Source organism: Rhodoferax sp. GW821-FHT02C08 (genome assembly GCF_059421805.1).
In genome coordinates, this window is the sequence record NZ_JBWKVR010000004.1 from 190524 (window position 1) to 214394 (window position 23871).

The window sequence follows — 23871 nt, forward strand, 5'->3', positions numbered from 1 at the left end:
GATGACAAGATTATAGGGCGCTAGCCTAGCCGGCGTGCTTCACCATCACGTGGCGCACGCAGCTGTAGTCCTCCAGCGCGTAGACCGACATGTCCTTGCCGTAGCCAGAGTGTTTCATGCCGCCGTGCGGCATTTCCGACACCAGCATGAAATGGGTGTTGACCCAGGTGCAGCCGTATTGCAGGTGTGACGCCACCTGCATCGCCACACCTACATCGCGGCTCCAGACCGAGCTGGACAGGCCGTAGTCGGAATCATTGGCCCAGGCGATGGCCTGCTCGGCGTCTTTCACTCGGGTGACAGACACCACTGGGCCAAAGACTTCGCTGCGCACGATTTCATCGTCCTGCAGTGCGCCGGCCACCACGGTGGGTTGGTAAAAGAAGCCTTTGCTGCCCCAGGCGCCGCCGCCGGTGGTGACTTCGACGTGCGGCAATTGCGCGGCGCGGTCGACAAAGCCGGCGACGCGGTCGCGTTGGCGGGCCGAGATCAGCGGGCCCATTTCTACGCCGGGTTCTTGCTGCGTACCGACCTTGATGCTGGAGACGGCGCTGCTCAGATCTGCCACCAGGCGGTCATAAATTTTTTCGCCGGCGTAGATGCGGCAGGCGGCCGTGCAGTCCTGGCCGGCGTTGTAGTAACCAAAGGTGCGCAGGCCTTCGATGACGCTGGGCAGGTCGGCATCATCGAGCACGATCACCGGGGCCTTGCCGCCTAGCTCCAGATGCGTGCGCTTGATCCCGCGGGCGGCGGTTTCCATGATCTTGCTGCCGGTGGAGACATCGCCGGTCAGCGAGGCCATGCGGATACGCGGGTCGCGGATCAGCGGTGCGCCCACGGTATCGCCGCGGCCGCAGACGATGTTGACCACGCCCGGCGGCAAAATGGCGGCCAGTACTTCGCCCAGCCGCAAAGTTGTCAGCGGGGTGTTTTCCGAGGGTTTGAGCACCACGGTATTGCCCATGGCGATCGCCGGGCCGAGCTTCCAGGCGGCCATCATTAGCGGGTAGTTCCAGGGCGCGATGGATGCCACCACGCCGAGTGGGTCGCGCCGCACCATGCTGGTATGGCCTGCCAGGTATTCGCCGCCGAGTGCGCCGGTCAGGTTGCGCAGGGCGCCGGCGAAGAAGCGGAACACATCGGCGATGGCCGGAATCTCGTCATTGCGCGCCGCGCTCAGCGGCTTGCCGCAGTTCAGCGATTCCAGCGAGGCAAATTCATCGCCGTGGGCCTCGACGGCGTCGGCGATCTGCAGCAGATAGCCACTGCGGTCGCGCGGCGTCAGTGCGGCCCAGGCGGGGAAGGCATTGCTGGCGGCATCCACAGCCAGCCGCAGCTGGTCGGCACTGGCTTCACGCACTTCGCACAGCACTTCGCCGGTGGCGGGGTTGAGCACGCTCTCGGCGCGGCCTTCGCCGGTGACGGTGGCGCCGTTGATCAAAAGCTGGGTCGGAAAGCGCGGTGTAGCCATGGTGTGAGTTCCTGTCTGCGGAAGGAAAGTGAGGATGCGCCATTTTGGAGTACGGGCTTGCGATTGCCCAGCTTCTCCACCATGGATTTGTAAAACGCGGCGCGGGGACTCCCTGCCGGGGGCGGCGATAATATGCGGCTCCATTGACCACCGCTCCAAGAACTACCGACATGACCCAGCCTGTTTTCACCGTCGCCGATATCCGCAAGACTTTCCTCGACTTCTTTGCATCCAAGGGCCACACGGTGGTACCCAGCAGTTCGCTGGTACCGGGCAACGACCCGACGCTGATGTTCACCAACTCCGGCATGGTGCAGTTCAAGGATGTGTTTCTCGGTACCGACAAGCGCCCCTATGTGCGTGCGGCCTCGGTGCAGGCCTGCCTGCGTGCCGGTGGCAAACACAACGATCTGGAAAACGTGGGCTACACCGCGCGCCACCACACCTTCTTTGAAATGCTGGGCAACTGGAGTTTCGGTGACTACTTCAAGCGCGAGTCGCTAAAGTGGGCCTGGGAGCTGCTGACCAAGGTCTACAAGCTGCCCGCCGACCGCCTGCTGGCCACGGTGTACGAAGAAGACGACGAAGCCTATGACATCTGGACCAAGGAAATCGGTCTGCCGCCCGAGCGCGTGATCCGCATCGGTGACAACAAGGGCGGCCGCTACAAGTCCGACAACTTCTGGATGATGGCCGACACCGGCCCTTGCGGCCCGTGCTCTGAAATTTTCTACGACCACGGTGACCACATCGAAGGCGGCCCCCCAGGCAGCCCCGGTGAAGACGGCGACCGCTTCATCGAGATCTGGAACAACGTGTTCATGCAGTTCAACATGGCCGAAGACGGCTCGGTCACGCCGCTTCCTGCCCCCTGCGTCGATACCGGCATGGGCCTGGAGCGCCTGGCTGCGATCCTGCAGCACGTGCACAGCAACTACGAAATCGATATTTTTGATGCACTGATCAAGGCCGCATCGCGTGAAACCGGTGAACAAGACCTGGGCCACAAGAGCCTGCGCGTCATCGCCGACCACATCCGCGCCACCTCCTTCCTGGTCAGCGACGGCGTGATCCCGGGCAACGAAGGCCGCGGCTATGTGCAGCGCCGCATCATCCGTCGCGCCATCCGCCACGGCTACCTGCTGGGCCAGACCCAACCGTTCTTCCACAAGCTGGTGCCTGACCTGGTGGCACTGATGGGCGCAGCCTACCCGGCCATGGCGGCGCAGCAGGAGCGCATTGCCGAAGTATTGAAGGCCGAGGAAGAGCGCTTCTTTGAGACACTGGCCATGGGCATGGAAATCCTCAATGCAGCCCTGGAAGGCGGCGTGCAGGTGCTGCCCGGCGACGTGGCCTTTAAGCTGCACGATACCTACGGTTTTCCGCTCGATTTGTCGGCCGACGTCTGCCGCGAGCGCGGCCTGTCGGTGGACGAAGCCGGCTTCACCGCCGCGATGGAAGCGCAAAAAGCCAAGGGCCGTGCCGCTGGCAAATTCAAGATGGACCGGGGCCTGGAATACACCGGCGCAGACAACGCCTTTGTGGGTTACGAGAAGCTCGAAGCTACTGCAAAAATCGTAGCCCTCTACGCAGATGGTTCCAGCGTTGCAGCACTAAAAGTAGGTCAAACCGGCACCGTGGTGTTGGACACCACACCGTTCTACTCCGAGAGCGGCGGCCAGGTCGGCGATGAGGGTCTGATCACCAGCGGCTCGGCCCGCTTCGCGGTGGGCGACACCCAGAAGATCAAGACCGATGTGTTCGGCCACCAGGGCACGTTGGAATCCGGCACCTTGAATGTGGGCGACACGGTGACCGCCAGCGTCAACACCGCGCTGCGCGCCGCCACCCAGCGCAACCACTCGGTCACCCACCTGATGCACAAGGCCTTGCGCGAGGTGCTGGGCACGCATGTGCACCAAAAGGGCAGCCTGGTGAATGCCGAGCGCACCCGCTTCGACTTCACGCACAATGCGCCTGTGACCGACGCGCAAATCCTGCAGATCGAAGCGCTGGTGAATGCTGAAATTCTGGCTAATGCCGCGACCAAGGCCGAGCTGATGGACATCGAATCGGCGCAAAAGACCGGCGCGATGATGCTGTTCGGTGAAAAGTACGGCGAAATCGTGCGCGTGCTGAGCATCGGCAGCACGCAGGAACTCTGCGGCGGCACCCACGTGCAGCGCACCGGCGACATCGGCCTGTTCAAGGTGGTGGGCGAGGGTGGCGTGGCCGCTGGCGTGCGCCGCATCGAAGCCGTGACCGGCGAGGGCGCCTTGGCCTACCTGCAAGACCTGGAGCGCACCGTGACGCAAGCCGCAGGTAGCTTCAAGGTGCAGCCGGCCGAGCTGCAAGCCCGCGTCACGCTGGCCTTGGAGAACATCAAGGCGCTGGAAAAAGAAGTCGCCCAGCTCAAGGGCAAGCTGGCTTCCAGCCAGGGCGACGAGCTGGTTAACAGCGCGGTGGATCTCAATGGCATCAAGCTGCTGGCCGCCAAGCTCGAAGGCGCCGACACCAAGACCCTGCGCGAGACCATGGACAAGCTCAAGGACAAGCTGAAAACCGCCGTGATCGTGCTGGCCGCTGTGGATGGCGACAAGGTGCAGATCGCCGTCGGTGTGACCAAGGACAGCGTGGACAAGGTGCAGGCCGGCGCACTGGCCAACTTTGTCGCCAGCCAGCTCGGTGGCAAGGGCGGCGGCAAGCCCGACATGGCCATGGCCGGCGGCACCGAACCGGCCAAGCTGCCAGCAGCGCTGGCATCGGTACAAGCCTGGGTGCGCGAACGGGTTTAACGCCGTACCGTCCTGGGATGTGTTGATCCCAGGAGTTCTATCGTGCAGCGCCTCACCCTGATCCGGCGCCTGGCCCTGTGCTGGGCCTTGCTGATGGCTTGGCCTGCGGGCGCCATGTCGGTGGCTTTTCTCAATCCAGGCAAGTCGGATGAAGCCTATTGGGTGGCTGCGGCTCAGGCCATGCAGGAGGCTGCGACCAGCCTGGGGCTGCAACTGGAGGTCCAGTTCGCCGAGCGCGACCATTTGCGCGTGCTGGAGCAGGCGCGTGCGTTGGTAGCGCGGCCCCCGGCCCAGCGGCCGGACTATGTGGTGTTTTCCAATGACAACGCCACTGGGGCGGAGCTGCTGCGCGTGTTCGACGGCTCCGGCATCCGGTGCTTCATGGCCTTCAGCCGCCTGTCTGCTGCCGAGGAAGCGCTGTTGGGCGGGCCGCGCCAGCGCTTCAAGCAGTGGTTGGGTTCGCTGGAGCCGCGCGCGGCGGATGCGGGTTACCTGACGGCCAAGGCTTTGCTGGAGCAGGGGCGTGCCGCCAAGGCCCAGGCCCCCGACGGTAAATTGCATGTGCTGGCCCTGGCCGGCGACCGGTCCACGCCCAGCTCGGTATTGCGTAACCAGGGCCTGCTGCAGGCCCTATCAGAAGCGGACGACGCCGTGCTGGACCAGATGGTCTATTCCAGCTGGAAGCGCGACAAGGCCGCCGAGCAGGCCGACTGGCTGTTTGCGCGCCATCCAGCGGCCCGGCTGGTGTGGGCCGGCAGCGACCAGATCGCTTTTGGTGCCATGCAGACGCTGGAAAAGCGTGGTGGGCAGCCGGGCCAAAGCATGTGGTTCAGCGGTGTGAATACCTCGAAGGAGGCGCTGGGGGCCGTCAAGTCCGGCCGCCTGACAGCCCTGGCCGGTGGGCATTTCATGGCCGGTGCCTGGGCGCTGGTGATGCTGTATGACTACCAGCATGGCCATGATTTTGCGGACGAGGGGTTGCAGCTGGAGCGCCCGATGTTCGTCCTGTTCACGCCCGCCTTGGTACAAAAATTTGAAGAGCGTTTTGGTCAGCGTTACAACAGCATTGACTTTCGCCGCTACAGCAAGGCGCTGAACCCCAAGCTGGCGCAATACAGTTTCGGATTTGCCCAATTACTGCGTTGATTGCACACTGCATCCATGCCGAACCTACCGTTCCGGTCCCTCGCAGGGCATCTGATCCGCAACACGCTGGGTCTGGCCTTGTGTTGCATGCTGGCGGTGTTTGTGGTGCAGGTGGGGCTGATGCTGCAGCAGCACAAGGCGCAGTTTCAGCAGCTGGTGGATGAGGTCGCCAAGACCAGCGCGCCTTTGTTGTCTGTCAGCCTATGGGATATCGAGCCTCAGGCCGTACAGCAGCAGGTGGATGTGATCGCCGATCGCCCGGAGGTCGGCTATGTGCTGTTGATGGTGGGTACCGGCCAGCAATTCGAAGCCGGCAACGCGCAGCTTCGTCCGGAGCCAGGCAGCTTGCGCATACCCATTCCGGCGCCGCAGGGCGGCAAAGTGATAGGCGAACTGCGGCTGTGGGCTAATCCCCAGTTCGTGGTGAACGAGGTACGGCGTACGGCCTTGAGTGTGCTGGCCGGCTATGGCCTGTTCACCGTGCTGATTTGTGCTTTGATTTCATATATGCTGCGCCGCGAGTTGCAGCGGCCCTTGCAGCATCTGGCACAGTTTGCCCGCGAGCTGACGCCCGAGACCCTGGTCGAGCCGCTGGCGCTGGACCGACCGCAGCGTGCGCGTATCGACGAAATCGACTTGGTGGCCCATGGGTTTTCCAAGCTGCAAAACGGTTTGCGCGAGCATATCGCCAACCTGGACCAGATGGTGGCCGAGCGCACCCAGCAGTTGCAAGACCTGGCGGAGGCCAACCACCAGCTGTCCATTACCGACGCACTGACCGGTTGTTTCAACCGCCGCCATCTGGAAGAGCGGATGCACGGCGAGCTGGAGCGCGCAAGGCGCTATGGGCGGCCGTTTTCGGTGATCTGCATGGACCTGGACCACTTCAAGCAGATCAACGACCGGTTCGGCCACGCCTGCGGTGATGCCGTGCTGTGCGCCACGGCAGACCGCTTGCGCGGCGTGTCGCGCAGCCAGGTGGATTGGGTGGTGCGCCTGGGCGGCGAAGAGTTCCTGATTGTGCTGCCCGAGACCGACGAGACCGCCGCCTTGCATACCGCCGAGCGCCTGCGCCACTTGCTGGAGTCCGAGCCCGTGCATTTTGACGGACAGTCCATTTCCATGACCGCCAGTTTCGGTGCTGTGCAGGCCCGGCCGGAGGAAGATGGCAGCGCCTTGATCCTGCGGGCCGATGCCCTGCTGTACCAGGCCAAGGCCGCTGGTCGGAACCGGGTATTTCCAACACGGTAGGCCGAAGCAGACTGCCTACTGGTTGTTACAGATAGAAGCTAGCCAGGTCACAAAGGGCGTGACTATGATGCGCCGATGCTCGTACCTTCTTGGTTAGAAACGGGGAAATTTCACGCGTCGGCGCTGCGTGGCCGCCTGCACCGTTGGGCGTTTCCCAAGCCATTGCCCCAAGACGGGGTACTGCGTTTGCATCTGGGCTGCGGGCCTGTCGATCATCCAGGCTTTGTGAACATTGATGGCATTGACCGACCGCATGTGCATTTTGTGCAGTCCCTGACACGGCTGCGGCGTTTCAAGGATGGCAGCGTGGACTTTGTGTATTGCTCCCATGCCGCCGAGCATTTCCCGCGCGACCGTACCGTGGGGATTTTTAAGGAGTGGTGCAGGGTGCTGGTGCCCGGCGGGCGCTTGTGCATTTCGGTGCCGGACTTCGACCGCATTCTGGAGATGTACCAGCGCAGCGGCCAGGACATGGAAGTTATTTTGCCGCCGTTGTTTGGGGGCCAGGACTATCCGTTCAACTTCCATTTCACGGCGTTTAACCAGCAGTCCTTGCGCAAGGTTTTGCTGCAGGCCGGATTTTCTTCGGTGCAAGCTTGGCAACCGGGCAGTGATGCCTTTCATAATCTGCCTGACTGGTCTGCTCGCTCAATTGCGGTGGCAGGCCATCCGGTACCTATCAGCCTGAACCTCGAGGCCACCAAATAGGGCCTGCGCCGGCGACGCCGGCATGCGTTCATCATTTCTTCTTTTTATTGCTATTTAATTCGTAGCTACTTATGCATATTTCATCGGCGCTGAAGCGCTTGTTTTTAGTATCTCTGTGTGCGGCCACCCAGACCGTCAGCGCTGCCCCGGGGCAGGAAGTTCATTTCAACAGCCTGGACGGAACCCGTTTGCGTGCCTGGCTGTTTCTGCCCGACACGCCGGGGCCTGCGACCCGCCCTGCGGTGGTGGCCGTACACGGCTGTGGCGGCCTGTATGCAAAGGGCGGCAAGCTGAATGCCCGGCACCAGGCCATGGCCGATATGCTGCTGGGCCAGGGCTATGCCGTGCTGTTCCCCGACAGCCTGACATCGCGCGGTGAGGATTCGCTGTGCAAGCAGAAAATGGCCCAGCGCGACATCACACAGACCCAGCGGCGCAGCGATGTTCTGGGCGCGCTGGCCTGGGTTGCGGCCCAGCCCTGGGCCCGACCCAAGGCCATTGCGGCCCTGGGCTGGTCGCATGGCGGCAGCGCCGTGTTGGCTGCCACCGACCGCCGCCAGCCCGAGGTGGCGGCACAGCCCAACACCTTTGCAGCTGCGATTGCCTTTTACCCAGGCTGCGCCGCCGCCAACAAGGCCGGCTACCAGCCAAACACCCGCTTGATGTTGCTGCTGGGTGAGAGCGACGACTGGACACCTGCAGCGCCGTGCATCGCGCTGGGGCAGGCGGTGGGGGCCGAGCTGCATGTGTACCCCGGCAGTTACCACGAGTTTGACAACCCCACAGGCGGCGTACGCCTACTGCGCAATGTGCCCAATGGCGTGCGCCCTGGCCAGGGTGTGCATGCGGGCCGCAACCCCGCGGCTCGGGAACAGGCCTATGCCAGCGTACGCGAAGAACTACGCCAGACCCTGGGTGCTGTTGCTATCAAATAAGCAGCGTGTTGCGCAGGTTCTACCTGCGCTGGAGGCCTGTGGGGCTGTTGGTGGTTTGTCAGGCAACAACCAGGTTCTTGTAGACCCCGCAGCCCACGGCCAAGTCATCGACCAGCTGGACGAAGGACATCTTGGTTTGAACCCGCCCGGTACTGGGGTTGGTGATGTTGTATTCCACCCAGCCGGGCTCGCGTTCTGCCTGGGCGTAGATGGCGTGCAGCAGGCCGGCGCCGTCGATGCCAGCAATGTCCTGGACCCGCGTGCCGACCTTGGCAGGGTTGCCGCCAAAGGCGCGGTAGTTGCCGCTGCGGTCCAGTGCGAAGACGTACATGTCCCGGTCATGGAAACCCTGGGCAGGTTGGGTCAGGTCGCGCAGAAATCCATCGGTAGAACCACTGCGGTGCCGGTGCGCCACGGCCCGCTCGACCAGGGCCATGGCTTCTTCGGCCGAGCCCTGCTGCAGCTTGAACAGTGCCACGGCTTCCACCAGGGTGGAGGCGCGACTTTCCAGTGTGGACGCCTGGGTGACGGCGTGCTCCACCATGTGCGCGTTTTGCTGGGTGATTTCGTCCAGCTGGCGCACGGCGCTGGTGATCTCGCTCAGGCCGGTGCTTTGTTCGGCGCTGGAAACAGAGATGTGCGCCATATTGCTGGCTACGTCGCGGATGCCGGACACCACCTTGTTCAGTGTGCTGCCCGCACTGCGGATTTTTTGCACGCTGGTGGCCACCTGGCTGCTGGAGGTGCCGATGAGCAGGCGGATCTCCTTGGCTGCGCCGGCCGAACGCTGGGCCAGTGAACGCACCTCGCTGGCCACCACGGCAAAACCCCGGCCGGATTCACCCGCGCGGGCGGCTTCCACGGCGGCGTTCAGGGCCAGGATATTCGTCTGGAAGGCCAGGCCGTCAATCACACCCACGATCTCGTCCATGCGCTGGGCGCTGCCTTGTATGGCCTCTACCGAAGCGATGGCATCGGCCATGGTGCTGCTGCCCTGGTCGGCCGCGTCGCGCACGCTGGCGGCCTGGGTATTGGCCTCGCTGGCCGTGTGTGCGGTGGTCTGCACGGTGCTGGAGAGTTGCTCCACGCTGGCAGCGGTTTGCTCCAGGTTGGCCGCCTGCTGCTCGGTGCGGTCGGACAGGTCGCGGTTGCCGCTGGCCAGGCTTTTGCCCGCATAGGCGACGAAAGCCGCGTTGCTGCGCACATTGGCGACCATGGCCGATACCGTAGAGCCAATTTGCTGCGTGGCGTTGGCCAGCGCGGCCAGTTCGTCGCTGCCACGTACTTGCAGCTTCAGGCGCAAGTCACCCTTGACCAACTGGGCCATGGCCTGCTGTACCTGCTGCAGGTCTTGCGCCAAGCTGTGGTGAAAACATAGCAGTGCATAGGCCGATACCAGCAGTCCGGACGCGCACAGCCAGGGCATGGCGCTGGAGGCCGAACCCAGGAATGCATTCAGCGTAACGCCGACCGGCAGGGCCAGTAGCACCGCGGCCAGCAGCAATACCTTGCCCAGCAATGGCAGGCGACGCATCAGCTGTACACCCGGGGAAAGAACGGCTTGGAAAAGCATGGTTTTTTGTCTCGTAGATAGTTGTTGTCGTGCTTGTTTGGCCCCGGCAGAGCCGGACCAGACGCTAGTGCCGTTTTAGGGGCATGGGCTTACACAAAACTGTCAACACGATGTTACGGGGCCAGCAGATGTCCCGCAAGCTGATTTACTATCAAAAGCGTAGCTGCTGGTGCAGGTTTCGTCTGCGTCAGAGTGGTTTTTTCTTGCTTTAGTTGCAGCAGGCTGGCGGTCTTGGGTCTGCGCGTCAAAGAGTCTGATCGTCCAGGCCGAAGGCCAGTGCTTCCACGTCTTCGTGGCGCAGGCCCGCGCCCAGGGTTTTGAGCCGGTCGAACTGGGTGGCGTCCAGTAGCTGGCGGGCCATGTGTTCGGCGCATTCGGCGCAGCGGGCTTCGTTCACTTCGCGTGACTTGCCGTGTGCGGCATGCACCTTGTCGGCATAGCCCAGCAGACAGACGGCGGTCTGTGGGCGGTTTTCCAGTGCCGCCAGCAGAGCCAGGTTGTCGGCGGCATACACCTGGGCATCAAAGTGCAGCACTTGTGGCCAGCAGGCCTGCGCTAGCGCGCGGGCCTGGGCCGTATCGCCCTTGGCCAGCCAGGCCCCAGTGAGGTGCAACTGCACCAGCAACAGGGTGGCCATGTGCCGGGTGTTGGCCAGGCGCTGTTGCAGCGCCAGGTAGCGGGTGATGGAGGCATCCACGCGGCCGGCGGCCAGCTCCATGTAGGCGATGATGTCCTCGCCGCGCAGCAGTGCCTCGGAATAGCCGGCCAGTGCGTCCAGTGTGGCTTTTTGCAGCAACTGCTCGATGGCCTGGTCAAACGCACCGGAAACGAAATTGCAGGTTAGTGAAGCAAACAGGCCGTAGCTGCGCACGATGGGCGGCCAGGTGGGGTCTTCAATGGCCCACATCTCTGACAGCACTTCGCGCTGTTCCTGGCGCTGCTCCGGGCCGTAGGTGAGTGCATAGACCAGTGCGGCCAGCGCGTGGTACAGGTTGCGCTTTTCGCCGGGTTGGGCGCGGTACAAAGTACAGGCGCGGCGCGCCAGGCGGCAACCCAGGGCGGGTTGCCGGTAGGCCCAGAAATAGGCTGCACGGCTGGACCAGCGGGCCTGCAGGCCGGTGGGCAGCTTGTCGGTGACCAGGGGTGCAGTGGCTTCCCAGACGTAGCGGCGTTCCCGGCGGCGGTCGCTGCTGAGCGCCTCGGCTAGGCCCGGGGCGATGGCCACGGCGCTTTGCGGGTCGTTGTGGATGGCCCAATTCAGCGCCTCGCGGCCATTGCCCAGGTCGGGTGCCAGCGCGGCATACCAGTCGTCTATGCGCTGCTTGCCGCTGAAGAAGTCAATGTCGGCCTGCTCGAACAGATGGCGCATGGCCAGGGCATGGCGTTGACGCAAGGCAGGCTCTTCGCTGGCGGCGCCCAGCTGCTCCAGAGCAAAGCTGCGCGGCGTGTCCAGCAGGTGGTAGCGCGGCACCTGTTCGTCGTGGTTGGTGCGCTCTGCAATTACCAGAGAGCGGTCCACCAGCGCGCCCAGCACGTCCACGACAGACCATTCGTCCAGGTTGTCGTCGGCCACCACCTGTTTGGCCATTTCCAGCGAAAAACCACCAACGAAGACGCCTAGCCGGCGGAACACGGTTTGCTCCACACCATCGAGCAGGCTGTAGCTCCATTCCAGCGCCGCGCGCAGGGTTTTTTGCCGCGCCGGAGCACGCCGGCTGCCGCCATTGAGTAGGCGCAGGCGCTGGTTCAGGGAGTTGGCCAGGGGCGCCAGGCCCAGCAGGGGCACGCGGGCCGCTGCCAGCTCGATAGCCAGCGGCAAGCCGTCCAGGCGCCGGCATATCTCCACCACCGTGTCCAGGTTTTCGGGGCCCAGAGTGAAACGCCGGTCCGCCGCCTGTGCGCGCTGCGCAAACAGGGCCACGGCGCCGTATTCGCGGGCCTCTTCCAGAGCAGTCAGGCGGTCGGGCAGGGCAAGCGCATCCAGCCGGTAAACCCATTCATCGGCCAGCTTGAGCGGTGCCTGGCTGGTGACCAGCACCTTGAGCTGGGGCGCTGCCTGGTGCAGGGCCTGCAGTATGCGGGCGACTTCATCCAGCAAATGCTCGGCGTTGTCGATGGCAATCAGCATGGACAGCGGGCGTACCGCCTCCATCAAGCCTTTGAGCGGGTCACCGTGGCCCGACTGCAGCCCCAGCGCGCCGGCAACGGTGCTGGCGACGAATTCGGGTGCGGTTTGCGGCGCCAGATCAACCCAGGCCACGCCATGCTGGTGGGCACTGCGCCGCTCGTGCAGCAGCCACTGCGCCAGCAGCGACTTGCCTATGCCGCCCGCGCCCACGATGGTCAGCAGGCGGTGCTGGGTCAGCAAACTGCCCAGATTCGACACGTCGGAGGCGCGACCGATCAGCGGTGTCAGCACCGAGGGGAGGTGGGTGACCGCAGGCGCTTCGGCGGCGCTATTGCTCATGGGCGGCGGTGCAGGGGGTATCGGCGTGCTGGGCGCACCGCTGGCCTCCAGGGCAAAGCGGTAGCCGCGCCCCGGAATGGTGACGATGGCCTGTGGGCCCAACAGCTTGCGCAGCGTGGAAACCTGGGCTTGCAGATTGTTTTCTTCTACCACCAGCCCGGGCCAGGCCATGTCCAGCAGTTCGTCCTTGGTGACGACCCGGTCGCGGTGCTCTACCAGGGCCATTAACACGTCAAAGGCACGCGCTCCCGGGTTGGTGGCCGTGCCGTCTACAAGAACCATGCGCTGGGATGGCCGGACCTCGAAGCGGCCAAAACGGTAGCTATTCAACAACTAAGTACCTGCATACAAAAAATAGGTCTCTGGATGGCACCCTGCTGCCACGGAGGCGGGGGCGCCGGGAAATCGCGGATGGGCCGGGTTTCAGAAGTTTTCAGATCGGTTTCAGGCAGATCAAGGACGTACAAACCGGTTCGGAGGACAGTCCACCCCTGTCACGGCAGCGACATGTTGCCTGATTGTCAAGGACAAAACGCATGACCCCCGAACCATTTACAACTCGTGACAGTGGATTTCCAGAAACTTTCGGTGATTCTTCACAGTTTCAAGCCGATCCACATCCCGCCCCCCATTACTTTGACCGTCCTGGCCTGGTGTGGATTCTGGTCTGCGTGCTGTTTGCCACTGCGGCGGCGCGCTGGTTGCCACATCTGGCCGAGCCTGCCGGCATGCGCACTGCGTTGGTAGCCATGGGCTGGAGCACCGCCGCATCCGCACAAACGGCGAGTCTGCCACAGGATGCAGGCACCGGCGGCGCAGCGCGGAAGGCCCCTGTGCACGAGGGTGTTACGGCAGCTGTTTTTCGTCAATATTAGGGATGCGAAGCATGCTCAGCCTACCTAAGATGGATCGCATCACAGGCCTTGTAAACGGCTTGCATCTACGGCCACAACACGGCCATTCAGCCCATTTGAACAACGTTGGCGGTTTACGTTTCCATCGATCTCGGGCTTAGGGAGTCTATTTATGTTTGCCAAAAAACCGATCAGTGTTTTGATTGCCGAAAGCAACCCTGAGGTATTGCTCAAGTTCGCGGCCGCTATCGAGCAGGACCAGGCGCTGAGCCTGGCCGCTGCTGTATCCACCGGCACTGCCGCAACGGTGGTGGTTGAGCAAAGCATGCCCGATGTCTTGTTGCTGGACCTGGCCTTGACCGATATGCCAGCGGTGGACGTTATCCGCCATATGGCGTGGCACCACCCCGCCACCGAGGTACTGGTACTCACCCAATTCGGCAACGATGAGCAGGTGTTGGCCTGTATCGAAGCCGGTGCCAGTGGCTATTTCTTCAAGGATGCCGCAGAAGATGATCTGGGTAGCTGTATCCATACTTTGTGTGGCGGCGGTGCGGCAATCAGCCCAGGTATGGCACGGCGTGTGCTTGGTCGGTTTCGTCTGCGCGCAGGGGTGAGCAGCGTGTCTGCCTGGTCCATGTCTCTGGCGGACTCCATCCACCCGCTGTCTGAGCGCGAGGCAGATATTCTGCGTTGGGTTGCACGTGGGATGTCGCTGGAGCAGATCAGTGAATTGGCCGGTTGCCCGTCGCAAACCCTTTTGTGCCACGTGAAGACGGTATACGGCAAATTGGCCGCGCAGGCCCGGGGCGATGCATTGGCTTTTTGCCATGAATCGGATGCCCGGCAGGACGGCATGGTTTCCTTGCAGCATATTGGTTGACAGGAGTGAACATGCGCACCACAACGGTTCGTCCCAAACCCATGCCCCGTATCCGTGCAAAGAACGGCCCCTGGTGGTCGTTGCTCGTCTGGCTGCTGTTTTCCGTTGCGTTGGTGGCTGTGGGCATTTTGTTGACCCCTGACTCGGGTGTTGCCTATGTCGATGAGAGCCTGCCTGCAACGGCGGCCCATTCCGCGCCCGGTGCGGCCGATGCTGCCGTGCCCATGGCCAGCACGGTGTTGCTGCCCAACGAGCCCGCAGGCACACCGGTTGTCTGGGCGCCTAAACTTTAAGTTCTCGGCTGCTGCTGAATTGCCGCGCCTGCCCGGTAATGGGGTCGGTGAAGGCAATGCAGCGCGCCAGCAACTGCAGCGGCGTGCTGAAATCGCCGTCGGCCACCGGAACCAGCTCAGGGTACCAGTGGTCATTGCGAATGGGAACGCCCAAGGCCGCCATATGGATGCGCAACTGATGGGTGCGCCCGGTCGTAGGGCTGAGCTGGTAGCGGGCCCATTCGCCCGTGGCCTCCAGCAGGGCAATGTGGGTTTCCGCATTGGCTTCGCCGGGCACTTCGCAGTAGCGAAAAAAGGGTTCACCTTGCACGATACGGCTACGCCGCACGGCAGGCAGTTCTGCGCGCCAGGGGGCGACGGCCTCGTAGGTTTTATGCACCTGGTGCTGCCGGAATAGCGCGTGGTAGGCATCGCGCTCAGCCGGGTGGATGCAAAACAGGGTGACGCCGGCGGTTTCCCGGTCCAGCCGGTGCAGAGGTGCCAGGCTGTCCAGGCCTAGCGCCTGCTTGAGGCGCACCAGCACGGTTTCCTGCACATAGCGTCCACCCGGTACCGTGGGCAAAAAATGTGGTTTGTCTACGGCAACCAGATGCGCGTCCTGGAACAGCAACGTGTACTCAAAAGGAATGCGGGGCTCTTCCGCCAGGTGGCGGTAGTAGTACAGACGGGTATACGGGCGGTAGGCTGCGTCGGGCAACACCGGCTGGGCCTGTTCGTCCAGCACCAGGCCGTCTTGCATGCGCTGCAGCCACACTTCGGGCTGTACCGTGGGGAATCTATCCGCCAGGAAATCGATAGTGCGGAGCCAGTCTCCGCCGGGCAGCCCCACGCAGCTGGGGCCTACGCCGTCCCGGGTGGGGAGGTGGGCAGGTATCAAACCCGTTGGAACACCAGGTCCCACACGCCATGGCCCAGCTTGATGCCGCGGTTCTCGAACTTGGTGAGCGGTCGGTAGTCGGGTTTGGGGGCGTAGTCGGCGGCCGTGTTGCGCAGCAGCGGCTCGGCTCCCAGTACTTCCAGCATTTGCTCGGCGTAGTTTTGCCAGTCGGTGGCGCAGTGCAGATAGCCGCCGGGCTTCAGGCGTGCGGCCAGCTTGGCCACCAGCGGCGCCTGCAGCAGGCGGCGCTTGTTGTGCTTCTTCTTGTGCCAAGGGTCGGGGAAGAATACGTGGATGCCGTCCAGGCTGGCCAGTGGCAGCATGTGGTCGATGACGTCCACGGCGTCGTGCGAGACGATGCGGATATTCGGTATGGATTGTTCGCCAATGCGTTTCAGTAGCGCGCCTACGCCGGGCTGGTGCACTTCGCAGCACAGAAAGTCCTTCTCTGGCAGCACGCCGGCGATGTGGGCCGTGGCTTCGCCCATGCCAAAGCCGATTTCCAGGATGTGCGGGGCACTGCGGCCAAAGGTGGCGTCCAGGTCCAGTGGTGCGGCGCGGTAGGGCAGCAGGAATTGCGGGCCCAGGGTTTCGAAGGCCTTGGTCTGCCCGGTGGTCGTGCGACCGGCGCGGAGCACAAAACTCTTGATGGTCTTGGGATGGGGCACGGCCGGGCGGCCTGCGTCTGCGGGGGGGATAGGGTTTGTTGCGTCGTTCACAGGGTGGGATTGTAGAGAGCGCGCCAGCCCTCCACCCAGGCCGCCAGTGCATCGGCACAGCCGCTGCCTACGGCCGGCAGGCCCAGTACCTGGGCTGCTGCCTGCAAGGCGGCCAGCGGTGCGGTCAGGTCCAGCGGCTGGGCGCCGTTTTGCTTGGACAACTTTTCGCCATTTGGGCCGCACACGAGCTTTGTGTGCAGGTACTGCGGCGTGGGCAGGCCCAGGGCCTGTTGCAGATGGATCTGGCGCGGCGTGTTGTCGGCCAAGTCCTGGCCGCGCACCACATGGCTAATGCCTTGGGCGGCGTCGTCCACCACCACGGCCAACTGGTAGGCCCACAGCCCGTCGGCACGGCGCAAGACGAAGTCGCCTACCTCGGTGGCCAGGTTTTGCTCCTGTAGACCCAAGCGCCTATCGTGCCAGGCTAGGCTGGTGTTTGCTATGGTATTCGTAGCGGCTAGCGCAGGTATTTCCTGCGCTAGAGGGTTCTTTTCTTTAAATGCATCGGTACGCATACGCCAGGCCCGGGCGGGCCGGCCCTGCAGGCCTGTGCGGCAGGTGCCGGGGTAGACCAGCTCGGCATGGCGCTGGCGCGGCTGGCCGTGTGCGGCGCAGGCCGCTTCTATGTCCTTGCGGGAACAGGCGCAGGGGTAGGCCCAGCCGCTGTGCACCAGCGCGTCCAAAGCCTGCTGGTACAGCGCGCCGCGTGTGGATTGGGTGACTGGTGGGGCGTCTGGCACCAGGCCGCAGGCAGCCAGCTGCTGCAGTATCAGCGCGCTGGCGCCGGGGATGCAGCGCGGCGTGTCCACGTCTTCTATGCGCACCAGCCAGGTACCGCCATGTGCCCTGGCGTCCAGCCAACTGGCCAGTGCGGCCACCAGCGAGCCCGCGTGCAACAGGCCGGTAGGCGAGGGCGCGAAGCGCCCGGTGTAGGTCGGCAAGCTATCCGTCAAGCGACTGGTTAAGCAATAGCGAGCGCCATTTCCAGGCCGGAGATGAACGCGTCCTCCACCCGGTGGCCAATGCACCAGTCGCCGCAGGCACCAATGTCGGACTTGTCATCCCACAGATGGCTTTGGCCCAGGGGTTGCACGGTTTGCGCATAACGCCAGCGGTGTACCGCGGAGAAGTTGGGCTCGGCGCGGATGCCAGTGACCTCGGTGAAGGCTTTCAGCAGCTTGGCCTGCACGCGGGCGCTGTCGTCTTCCAGGTGTTCAAGCGACCACGCAGCGCTGGCCTGCACTGTCCAGCGCTCCACGCCGCCACGTCCGGGTTTGCTGGACTCGCGTGCCAGCCAGGCAATACGGTGGTGGTTGCTACGGGCGGCATTCCACTGCGGGCCCAGGTGCGCCATGGTGGGCTGTACGGCTTGGGGGAAAGCCAACATCAGAGTCCAGCAGGGTGCGACCTGCACGCGGCGTATGTCGCGCACCAGGCGTGCGGCCTGGGCAGATTTTTGCAGCAGATCTTCAGTTTGTGGGTGTGGCATGGCCAGCACGACCGCATCGAAGCCGGAGAACACGTGCTGGGCTTCGGGCGATCCTGGCATGCCGGTGGTGCGCAGCTGCCATTGCTTTTTGTTCAACGGATCACGTTCGATGCGGGTGACCTGGGTTTCCAACTCCAGGCGCTGGTCGTCCAGCAAAGGCTTGGCCCAGTGCTTGGCCAGGGCATTCATGCCCGGTGTGGGAACCCAATGCGGGTCACGCGATGGAAGGGCGGCAGCAGCGACGCGGCCAAAGGTGTCCAGCACCCGTACCGAGCTGGCGCTCCAGGGGCGGCAAATGCCTTTGGCGGTCTCCAGCGCCAGGGCAAAACGTGGGTCGCGCACGGTGAAATACTGGGTGCCGTGGTCGAAGGTGCCGAAGCTGCTGCTGCGGGTGGACATGCGCCCGCCCACGCCACGGCTTTTATCAAACAGGGTGACGTTGTGGCCAGCCTGCATCAGGGTTCTGGCGCAAGTGATACCGGCTATGCCTGCACCCACAACGGCGATCTGGCGCGGAATAAAGGGAGAGCTGGTCTTAATCATGTTGGCTTTCTTCTTGGAGTGGATGTTAGAACGTACGCACGCATTCGCAGTCAACCAACCCCACTGTACAACTGTTGCGCAGGCGGTCTGTGGAACTGCTCAATTGCTGGCCTGGCGGTCCAGCAGGGCCTTGCGCGTGGCCGGACTTTTCAGCTGCTGCAGCCACCATTGCAGGGCGCGTCCTTGGGTGCCACCGGTGTCGGCACGCCAGGCATAGCTGATGTGGATGACGCGGCTGGCGCGTTCCACCTCACGGCTCACCAGACGCCCGGTTTCCAGGTACGGGCGGGCCAGGCTTTCGGGTAGAAAGCCACCGCCCAAGCCGCGTAAATGGGCATCCAGCTTGGCACGCATGCTGGGTACGGTGAATACGTCCTGCCCGCCCAGCAGGCCAAAGGTGAGGGCGTTGCCGCGCTGGGCGGAGTCGGCCACGGCCACGGCGCGGTGCTGCTGTATCAGCACGTCGCTGAGGGGCTCGGGCGCGTTGGCCAGTGGGTGGTGCGGCGCTACGGCGTAGATGAAGCGCATTTCCCCCAGGCGTTCGCCCAGGATGTTGGAGTTGGTGTTGGTTTCCATCGCCACGCCGATGGACAGGTCTGCAATGCCTGAGACCAGAGCTTCCAGCGTGCCGTACAGCACTTCTTCGCGGATCTTCAGCCGGGTGGGTGGGTTCAGGGCAAAGAAGGCTTCACACAGCTCCAGCACGGTGCTGCGCGAGATTACGCTGTCCACCGCAATGGTCAGCTGCGGCTCCCAGCCGGTGGCCACGCGTTTGACGCGGTTGGCCACCGCCGAAATATCCTCCAGCAGGCGCTGGCCTTCGCGCAACAGCTCGGCCCCGGCGACGGTGAGCTTGGCCTGGCGCGAGCTGCGGTCGAACAGCAGTACGTCTAGCGCGTCTTCGATCTGCCGTACCCGGTAGGTCAGAGCGCTGGGCACCATGCCCAGGCTGCGCGCCGCCGCCGCGAAGCTGCCCTGGGCCTGGATGGTGACCAGCATGGACAAGGCTTCGGGCGTCAGTACATCGCGTGCGTTTTGCATGGTTCGTTATTTTTCATTGAAATTTTTCGAATGATGCCATCAAACGATGTGGACGGCCAGAAGGGTGCTCGGGCCTAAAGTTCAGTCCATGGATTCGACAGCCGAATCCCACTATCAGGAGATGAAAGTGCTCACGATTCGCAAATCACAAGACCGTGGCCATGCAGACCATGGCTGGTTGAAGTCCCACCACAGCTTCTCGTTTGCCGGCTATTACGACCCGGAACACATGGGCTGGGGCAATTTGCGCGTCATCAACGAAGACACCATCACGCCGGGTTCGGGCTTTGGCACCCATGGTCACCGTGATATGGAAATCATCAGCTATGTGCTGCAGGGCGAGCTGGCCCACCGGGACACCATGGGCAACGTCAAAGGCATTCCGCCCGGCGACGTGCAGCGCATGAGTGCGGGCCGTGGCGTGCAGCACAGCGAGTTCAACCATGCGCCGGATGCGTGCACGCTTTTCCTGCAGATATGGATCACCCCCAACGTGACCGGCATCCAGCCCAGCTACGAGCAAAAGACCTTTGCGGACTGCGAAAAGCGCGGCGTTTTGCGCCTCGTGGCATCGCCTGACGGCGCCAACAGCTCTGTGACCATCCATGCCGATGCGGCGGTGTATGCGGGCTTGTTCGATGGCGATGAATCTGCGACCCTGGCGCTGGACCCGGCGCGCAAGAGTTATGTGCATTTGGTGCGCGGTGCGCTGGAGGTCAACGGCAAGCCGCTGGTCACCGGCGACGCGGCACTGATCGAGAGCGAATCCTTGTTGACGCTCACCCATGGCAAGCAGGCCGAAGTACTGGTTTTTGACCTGGCTGCCTGAATTTTTAAATCTGTTTATTGAAAGAAAACACCATGTTCAAAACTTTGCAAAATCCTCTGAGCTTTATTGGCCGTCTGTTGCTGGCCGTCCTGTTTCTGCCGGCCGGCATTGGCAAGATCACCGGCTTTGCGGGCACTGTGGGCTATATCAGCTCGGTGAACATGCCGTTTCCTACGTTGAGCGCGCTGTTCGCCATCCTGTTTGAAGTGGGTGGTGGCTTGGCCTTGGTCTTTGGCCTGGGTACCCGCTGGGCGGCACTGGCCTTGTCGGTTTTCACCCTGGTGGCCAGCTTCTTCTTCCACGCGTTTTGGGCCGTGCCGGCCGAAGCCGCGATGGTGACCCAGCTGCTGTTCATCAAGAACATCGCCGTGGTGGGGGGCCTGCTGACCCTGGCCGCCTGGGGTCCTGGCGCTTGGAGCCTGGATGCCCGCAGCGGTAATTGAGCTCCGTTACAGTATTTCTCGTGTGCCCTGTGTTTAACTTTTCAAGAAAGAAACTTGTATGACTAAGACTGTTGTTGTCTACCACTCTGGCTATGGCCACACCCAACGCGTTGCCCAGGCTGTGGCCGAAGGCGCGAATGCCGAGCTGATCGCTATCGATGCTGAGGGCAATGTGTCCGAAGCGGGCTGGGCCATGATCGGCGCAGCAGACGCCATCATCTTCGGCACGCCCACCTACATGGGTGGCCCGAGCTGGCAGTTCAAGAAGTTTGCCGATGCCTCCAGCAAAGCCTGGTTCACCAGCGCCTGGAAAGACAAAGTGTTTGGCGGCTTCACCAACAGCGCCAGCTTCAGCGGTGACAAGCAAGTCACCCTGATCTATCTGCAAACCCTGGCATCGCAACAAGGTGGCATCTGGGTCAGCCTGGGCCAAATGCCCAGCAACACCAAGGCCGCTACCCGCAATGACCTGAATAACATTGGTGGTTCGGTGGGCGTGCTGGTGCAGTCGCCCTCGGATTCCAGCCCCGCAGAAATGTCGCAGGGCGACCTGGACACCGCCAAGAACTACGGCAAGCGCGTAGCTGACATCACCGCCAAGTTCAAGGCATAAACTGCAGGCTTGGTAAAACTCGAACGCCAGGCCATTCGGCCTGGCGTTTTCACTTGTTCACCAGAACATCAGGAGCCGACCCATGAGCATCGAACATCAATTAACAGGCTACACCAAGGATTTGGGCGGTGGCTTCATGGTGCGCCGCTTGCTGCCATCGGCGCAGCGCCAGTCGGTCGGTCCATTCCTGTTTTTTGACCATTTCGGTCCGGTCACCATTCCGCCTGGTGGCGGCCATGCGGTGCGTCCGCATCCGCACATTGGCCTAGCCACGGTGACCTACTTATTCGAAGGCGCGATGCTGCACCGCGACAGCCTGGGCGTGGTCCAGCAGATCGAGCCGGGCGCCATCAACTGGATGACCGCCGGGCGTGGCATCGTACATTCCGAGCGCCCGCCGCCGGCCCTGGCCGAGTCCACCTACGTCAACCACGGCCTGCAGCTGTGGGCCGCCTTGCCCCAGGCGTTTGAAGAGGTGGAGCCCAGCTTCAGCCACACGGCGGCGGTCGATATTCCCGAACTTACGCTGGGCGACGCCGATATACGTGTGCTGGTGGGCCAGGCCTGGGGTCTGCGTTCGCCCGTGCCCACATTCGCCTCCACCCTGTACCTGGATATTGCGTTGTCCGCTGGCGGTAGTTTTGAATTGCCGCCGCTGGAGCAGGAACTGGCGCTGTACTGCGTGGATGCCGAGCTGGAGGTGGATGGCACCGTGCTGCCATCACACACCTTGGCGCTGCTGGCCCCCGGCGTGACTACCACCATCCGCAGCACGGCAGCCGCGCGCCTGGTAGTGCTAGGCGGTGATGCGCTGGACGGCCACCGCTTCATCAGCTGGAACTTTGTCTCCAGCCGCAAGGAGCGCATTTTGCAGGCCCAGGACGACTGGGAAGCGCAGCGCATGGGCCAGGTGCCGGGCGATACGGAATTCATCCCTCTGCCGCCGCGTCGTCCTTAAATCGTAGACAGGCTCTTGGGCTTGCTCAGCCCCCAGGCCACACCCGCCAACGCCACCAGGCCTCCCACGGCGTGGTAGGTGTGCAGCTCTTCACCCAGCAGCGCCCAAGCCGCCAACGCCACCAGCACCGGCAGCAGGTTCATGGTCAGAGTGGCGCGGGCCGCACCCCAGAACTTGATGCCAGTCATCCAGAAAAACGGTGCGCCTATGGAGGCCGGAATGGCTGCGTACAGCACCAGCGGCGCATTTGCTGCGGTGATGGGCGATATGCTGCTGCCCAGCCAGAACGGCAGCAGGCATAAGATGCCCATGGCAATCTGCGCATACAGCTGCTGCCAGGTCGAAAGCGGCAGGTTCCAGCGTTTCAGCAGCACGCCGTACAACGCATTTGACGATACGGCCAGCAGCATCCACACATCGCCCACCTGCACCGAGCCCTGTAGCAAGGCCCACGGCGCGCCGTGCGTGGTCAGCACCAGCAGGCCCAGCAGGGAAACGGTTATGCCCACCAGCTTGCGGGCGGAAAGATCTTCCCCCGCCATGGCGCTTGCCAACAGCGCCGACAGCAGTGGCATGCAGGCCACGATGGCGCCCATATTCACCGCGGTGGTGGTTCTGGCGGCTTCGTAGGCCAGGCTTTGGTAGGTGGCCATGCCCAGGCCGCCCAGTACAGCCAGCTTGGGCAGGTGCTGCAGGATGGCGGCGCGGTGCTGCCAGGCGGCGCGCCCGAGAAACGGTGTCAGTATCAAAAATGCCAGCAACCAGCGGTACAGGGCGATGGATGCCGGCGCAATCACCGCAGCCGCTGCCTTGGTGACGATGGTGTTGCCGGTCCACAGCAACACGGCCGCCAGCGGCGCAAGTGCGGCGCCCTGGAAGCTGCTGAAAGAGGCGGGAGCGGAAGAGGATGTAGACATACGGTTACCTTGTGGGTATCAAGTTGGGTCTATTTTTCAGTGTTTCGATGCATCAATAAAGTGCAACATTCGATCTATATCCATGCAAGCTGTGCATGCATGCGGGAGAATCACCGCACCATGGACCTGAACCATCTGATCGATCTGGACGCCTTGCTCAGCGAAGGCAGTGTGGCCGGCGCGGCCAAGAAGCTGCACCTCAGCGCGCCTGCCATGAGCCGGCGCCTGGCGCATTTGCGCCATGCCCTTGGCGACCCGCTGTTTGTGCTGGCCGGCCGCCGCCTGGTACCCACGGCCAGGGCATTGGACCTGCGGGAACGGGTACAGGCCGCGATGGAAGATGTGCGCGGCATTCTGGCTCCGCCGGTGGTGGACTTCAGCCGCCTGGAACGCACGCTGACGCTGCGCGCCAACGACGGCTTCATCGGCGCCTGGGCACCCCGGCTGCTGGCGCGCACCCTCGCCGAGGCGCCCGGTGTGCGCCTGCGCTTCGTGCCCCGCACCGATACGCATATGGAGCAGCTGCGCAGCGGCGAGATCGATCTGGACCTGGGCGTGCTGCATGCGCCCGCGCCGGAAATCAAAAGCCAGCTGCTGATGCGGGTCGGCTTTGTCGGCGTGGTGCGGGCCGGGCATGCGTTGCAGCAGCTGGTCGAAGTGGATGTGGCAGCCTTCACCCGCTGGCCGCATGTGACGCCGTCGCGGCGCGGGCGCGCCCACGGCTCCATCGACGAGGCTCTGCAGGCCGTGGGAGCGCAACGCCAGGTGGTGGCGGTGGTGCCGGGTTTTCAGACGGCGTTGGCCATGGTGCAGGCCTCGGACTGCATAGCCGTGATGCCGGAGCCCTTTGCGCTGTGGAACGCCGGGGCCGGCCAGTTTTTCATTTTTGCGCTGCCGGTGCAGACCCAGGGCGTGGACATTGCCCTCAACTGGCACCCGCGCATGCACGGCGACCCGGTGCACTGCTGGTTGCGCGAGCATGTGCGCGCGGTCACTGCCATCGCCTGGCCTGCCGAAATTTATAAGAAATAGGCCTGCAACGCAGAAATTACCTGCGCAGGCAGCT

Annotated in this window: 22 protein-coding genes; 13 read left to right on the top strand and 9 right to left on the bottom strand. The window is 63.3% G+C overall.

Annotated features, from left to right (window positions below):
• Positions 1–25: 25 nt before the first annotated feature.
• Positions 26–1471 (bottom strand): gamma-aminobutyraldehyde dehydrogenase, encoded by a 1446-nt coding sequence (locus AC07VY_RS06625; protein ID WP_495096792.1) that lies wholly within the window; start codon positions 1469–1471, stop codon positions 26–28.
• 170 nt (positions 1472–1641) lie between these two features.
• Between AC07VY_RS06625 and alaS the strand changes: the two genes are divergently transcribed.
• The 5 genes from alaS (at position 1642) to AC07VY_RS06650 (ending at position 8306) form a co-directional block, all read left to right on the top strand.
• Positions 1642–4266 carry an alanine--tRNA ligase gene (gene alaS, locus AC07VY_RS06630; RefSeq protein ID WP_495096791.1) on the top strand — a complete coding sequence of 875 codons (2625 nt, stop codon included), beginning with the start codon at positions 1642–1644 and terminating at the stop codon, positions 4264–4266.
• A 42-nt stretch (positions 4267–4308) separates the two neighbouring features.
• Entirely contained in the window at positions 4309–5412 is a 1104-nt protein-coding gene (locus tag AC07VY_RS06635; protein WP_495096790.1) for an ABC transporter substrate-binding protein, read from the top strand.
• A 15-nt stretch (positions 5413–5427) separates the two neighbouring features.
• Positions 5428–6663: a sensor domain-containing diguanylate cyclase gene (locus AC07VY_RS06640; RefSeq protein WP_495096789.1), complete on the top strand. Its 1236-nt coding sequence runs from the start codon at positions 5428–5430 to the stop codon at positions 6661–6663.
• Positions 6664–6738: 75 nt separating this feature from the next.
• The gene (locus tag AC07VY_RS06645) at positions 6739–7371 is read left to right on the top strand and encodes a class I SAM-dependent methyltransferase (protein ID WP_495096788.1); all 633 of its coding nucleotides are present in this window, start codon (positions 6739–6741) and stop codon (positions 7369–7371) included.
• Between the two features lie 71 nt (positions 7372–7442).
• On the top strand, positions 7443–8306 hold the full coding sequence (locus AC07VY_RS06650) for a dienelactone hydrolase family protein (protein WP_495096787.1): 864 nt from the start codon (positions 7443–7445) through the stop codon (positions 8304–8306).
• Positions 8307–8364: 58 nt separating this feature from the next.
• Here AC07VY_RS06650 and AC07VY_RS06655 read toward each other — a convergent pair whose 3' ends face one another.
• Both AC07VY_RS06655 and AC07VY_RS06660 read right to left on the bottom strand, forming a co-directional pair.
• Positions 8365–9879, bottom strand: coding sequence for a methyl-accepting chemotaxis protein (locus AC07VY_RS06655; RefSeq protein WP_495096786.1), 1515 nt, complete (start codon positions 9877–9879; stop codon positions 8365–8367).
• A gap of 244 nt (positions 9880–10123) precedes the next feature.
• Entirely contained in the window at positions 10124–12676 is a 2553-nt protein-coding gene (locus tag AC07VY_RS06660) for an ATP-binding protein (protein ID WP_495096785.1), read from the bottom strand.
• Positions 12677–12882: 206 nt separating this feature from the next.
• On the opposite strand from AC07VY_RS06660, the gene AC07VY_RS06665 reads away from it, so the two are divergent.
• The 3 genes from AC07VY_RS06665 to AC07VY_RS06675 all read left to right on the top strand — a co-directional run bounded on the left by AC07VY_RS06665 (position 12883) and on the right by AC07VY_RS06675 (position 14376).
• Positions 12883–13221, top strand: a complete 339-nt coding sequence (locus AC07VY_RS06665) for a hypothetical protein (RefSeq protein WP_495096784.1) — start codon at positions 12883–12885, stop codon at positions 13219–13221.
• A gap of 151 nt (positions 13222–13372) precedes the next feature.
• On the top strand, positions 13373–14083 hold the full coding sequence (locus AC07VY_RS06670; RefSeq protein WP_495096783.1) for a response regulator: 711 nt from the start codon (positions 13373–13375) through the stop codon (positions 14081–14083).
• 11 nt (positions 14084–14094) lie between these two features.
• A complete protein-coding gene (locus AC07VY_RS06675) occupies positions 14095–14376 on the top strand; it encodes a hypothetical protein (protein ID WP_495096782.1) in 282 nt (93 codons plus the stop codon).
• On the opposite strand, the gene AC07VY_RS06680 is transcribed toward AC07VY_RS06675, so the two are convergent.
• From AC07VY_RS06680 to AC07VY_RS06700, 5 genes are all read right to left on the bottom strand, one after another.
• Positions 14366–15253: a pseudouridine synthase gene (locus AC07VY_RS06680; protein WP_495096781.1), complete on the bottom strand. Its 888-nt coding sequence runs from the start codon at positions 15251–15253 to the stop codon at positions 14366–14368. The genes AC07VY_RS06675 and AC07VY_RS06680 overlap by 11 nt on opposite strands.
• Positions 15250–15972 (bottom strand): tRNA (guanosine(46)-N7)-methyltransferase TrmB, encoded by a 723-nt coding sequence (gene trmB / locus AC07VY_RS06685; protein ID WP_495096780.1) that lies wholly within the window; start codon positions 15970–15972, stop codon positions 15250–15252. Before trmB ends, AC07VY_RS06680 begins: the two co-directional genes overlap by 4 nt.
• Positions 15969–16925, bottom strand: a complete 957-nt coding sequence (gene gluQRS / locus AC07VY_RS06690; RefSeq protein ID WP_495096779.1) for a tRNA glutamyl-Q(34) synthetase GluQRS — start codon at positions 16923–16925, stop codon at positions 15969–15971. Before gluQRS ends, trmB begins: the two co-directional genes overlap by 4 nt.
• An 8-nt stretch (positions 16926–16933) precedes the next feature.
• Positions 16934–18004 carry an NAD(P)/FAD-dependent oxidoreductase gene (locus AC07VY_RS06695; protein WP_495096778.1) on the bottom strand — a complete coding sequence of 357 codons (1071 nt, stop codon included), beginning with the start codon at positions 18002–18004 and terminating at the stop codon, positions 16934–16936.
• A gap of 99 nt (positions 18005–18103) precedes the next feature.
• Positions 18104–19045: a LysR family transcriptional regulator gene (locus AC07VY_RS06700; protein ID WP_495076150.1), complete on the bottom strand. Its 942-nt coding sequence runs from the start codon at positions 19043–19045 to the stop codon at positions 18104–18106.
• 127 nt (positions 19046–19172) lie between these two features.
• On the opposite strand from AC07VY_RS06700, the gene AC07VY_RS06705 reads away from it, so the two are divergent.
• The 4 genes from AC07VY_RS06705 (at position 19173) to AC07VY_RS06720 (ending at position 21888) form a co-directional block, all read left to right on the top strand.
• Complete coding sequence (locus tag AC07VY_RS06705; RefSeq protein WP_495096777.1) at positions 19173–19874, top strand: pirin family protein; 702 nt, start codon at positions 19173–19175, stop codon at positions 19872–19874.
• Between the two features lie 32 nt (positions 19875–19906).
• Complete coding sequence (locus tag AC07VY_RS06710) at positions 19907–20317, top strand: DoxX family protein (protein WP_495076148.1); 411 nt, start codon at positions 19907–19909, stop codon at positions 20315–20317.
• A 58-nt stretch (positions 20318–20375) separates the two neighbouring features.
• On the top strand, positions 20376–20930 hold the full coding sequence (locus AC07VY_RS06715; protein WP_495076147.1) for a flavodoxin family protein: 555 nt from the start codon (positions 20376–20378) through the stop codon (positions 20928–20930).
• Positions 20931–21012: 82 nt separating this feature from the next.
• The gene (locus tag AC07VY_RS06720) at positions 21013–21888 is read left to right on the top strand and encodes a pirin family protein (protein WP_495096776.1); all 876 of its coding nucleotides are present in this window, start codon (positions 21013–21015) and stop codon (positions 21886–21888) included.
• Here the strand turns inward: AC07VY_RS06720 and AC07VY_RS06725 are convergent.
• Positions 21885–22805 (bottom strand): DMT family transporter, encoded by a 921-nt coding sequence (locus tag AC07VY_RS06725; protein ID WP_495096775.1) that lies wholly within the window; start codon positions 22803–22805, stop codon positions 21885–21887. The two genes, AC07VY_RS06720 and AC07VY_RS06725, sit on opposite strands and share 4 nt — an antisense overlap.
• A gap of 120 nt (positions 22806–22925) precedes the next feature.
• On the opposite strand from AC07VY_RS06725, the gene AC07VY_RS06730 reads away from it, so the two are divergent.
• Complete coding sequence (locus AC07VY_RS06730; protein ID WP_495111294.1) at positions 22926–23837, top strand: LysR family transcriptional regulator; 912 nt, start codon at positions 22926–22928, stop codon at positions 23835–23837.
• The last annotated feature ends 34 nt before the right edge of the window (positions 23838–23871 follow it).

What these genes read in the sequence shown, in the direction of transcription:
- AC07VY_RS06625 (WP_495096792.1), bottom strand. Translation starts at nt 1,471, where the DNA reads ATGGCTACACCGCGCTTTCCGACCCAGCTTTTGATCAACGGCGCCACC.
- alaS (WP_495096791.1), top strand. Translation starts at nt 1,642, where the DNA reads ATGACCCAGCCTGTTTTCACCGTCGCCGATATCCGCAAGACTTTCCTC.
- AC07VY_RS06640 (WP_495096789.1), top strand. Translation starts at nt 5,428, where the DNA reads ATGCCGAACCTACCGTTCCGGTCCCTCGCAGGGCATCTGATCCGCAAC.
- AC07VY_RS06645 (WP_495096788.1), top strand. Translation starts at nt 6,739, where the DNA reads ATGCTCGTACCTTCTTGGTTAGAAACGGGGAAATTTCACGCGTCGGCG.
- AC07VY_RS06650 (WP_495096787.1), top strand. Translation starts at nt 7,443, where the DNA reads ATGCATATTTCATCGGCGCTGAAGCGCTTGTTTTTAGTATCTCTGTGT.
- AC07VY_RS06655 (WP_495096786.1), bottom strand. Translation starts at nt 9,879, where the DNA reads ATGCTTTTCCAAGCCGTTCTTTCCCCGGGTGTACAGCTGATGCGTCGC.
- AC07VY_RS06665 (WP_495096784.1), top strand. Translation starts at nt 12,883, where the DNA reads ATGACCCCCGAACCATTTACAACTCGTGACAGTGGATTTCCAGAAACT.
- AC07VY_RS06670 (WP_495096783.1), top strand. Translation starts at nt 13,373, where the DNA reads ATGTTTGCCAAAAAACCGATCAGTGTTTTGATTGCCGAAAGCAACCCT.
- AC07VY_RS06675 (WP_495096782.1), top strand. Translation starts at nt 14,095, where the DNA reads ATGCGCACCACAACGGTTCGTCCCAAACCCATGCCCCGTATCCGTGCA.
- AC07VY_RS06695 (WP_495096778.1), bottom strand. Translation starts at nt 18,004, where the DNA reads ATGATTAAGACCAGCTCTCCCTTTATTCCGCGCCAGATCGCCGTTGTG.
- AC07VY_RS06700 (WP_495076150.1), bottom strand. Translation starts at nt 19,045, where the DNA reads ATGCAAAACGCACGCGATGTACTGACGCCCGAAGCCTTGTCCATGCTG.
- AC07VY_RS06710 (WP_495076148.1), top strand. Translation starts at nt 19,907, where the DNA reads ATGTTCAAAACTTTGCAAAATCCTCTGAGCTTTATTGGCCGTCTGTTG.
- AC07VY_RS06715 (WP_495076147.1), top strand. Translation starts at nt 20,376, where the DNA reads ATGACTAAGACTGTTGTTGTCTACCACTCTGGCTATGGCCACACCCAA.
- AC07VY_RS06720 (WP_495096776.1), top strand. Translation starts at nt 21,013, where the DNA reads ATGAGCATCGAACATCAATTAACAGGCTACACCAAGGATTTGGGCGGT.
- AC07VY_RS06725 (WP_495096775.1), bottom strand. Translation starts at nt 22,805, where the DNA reads ATGTCTACATCCTCTTCCGCTCCCGCCTCTTTCAGCAGCTTCCAGGGC.
- AC07VY_RS06730 (WP_495111294.1), top strand. Translation starts at nt 22,926, where the DNA reads ATGGACCTGAACCATCTGATCGATCTGGACGCCTTGCTCAGCGAAGGC.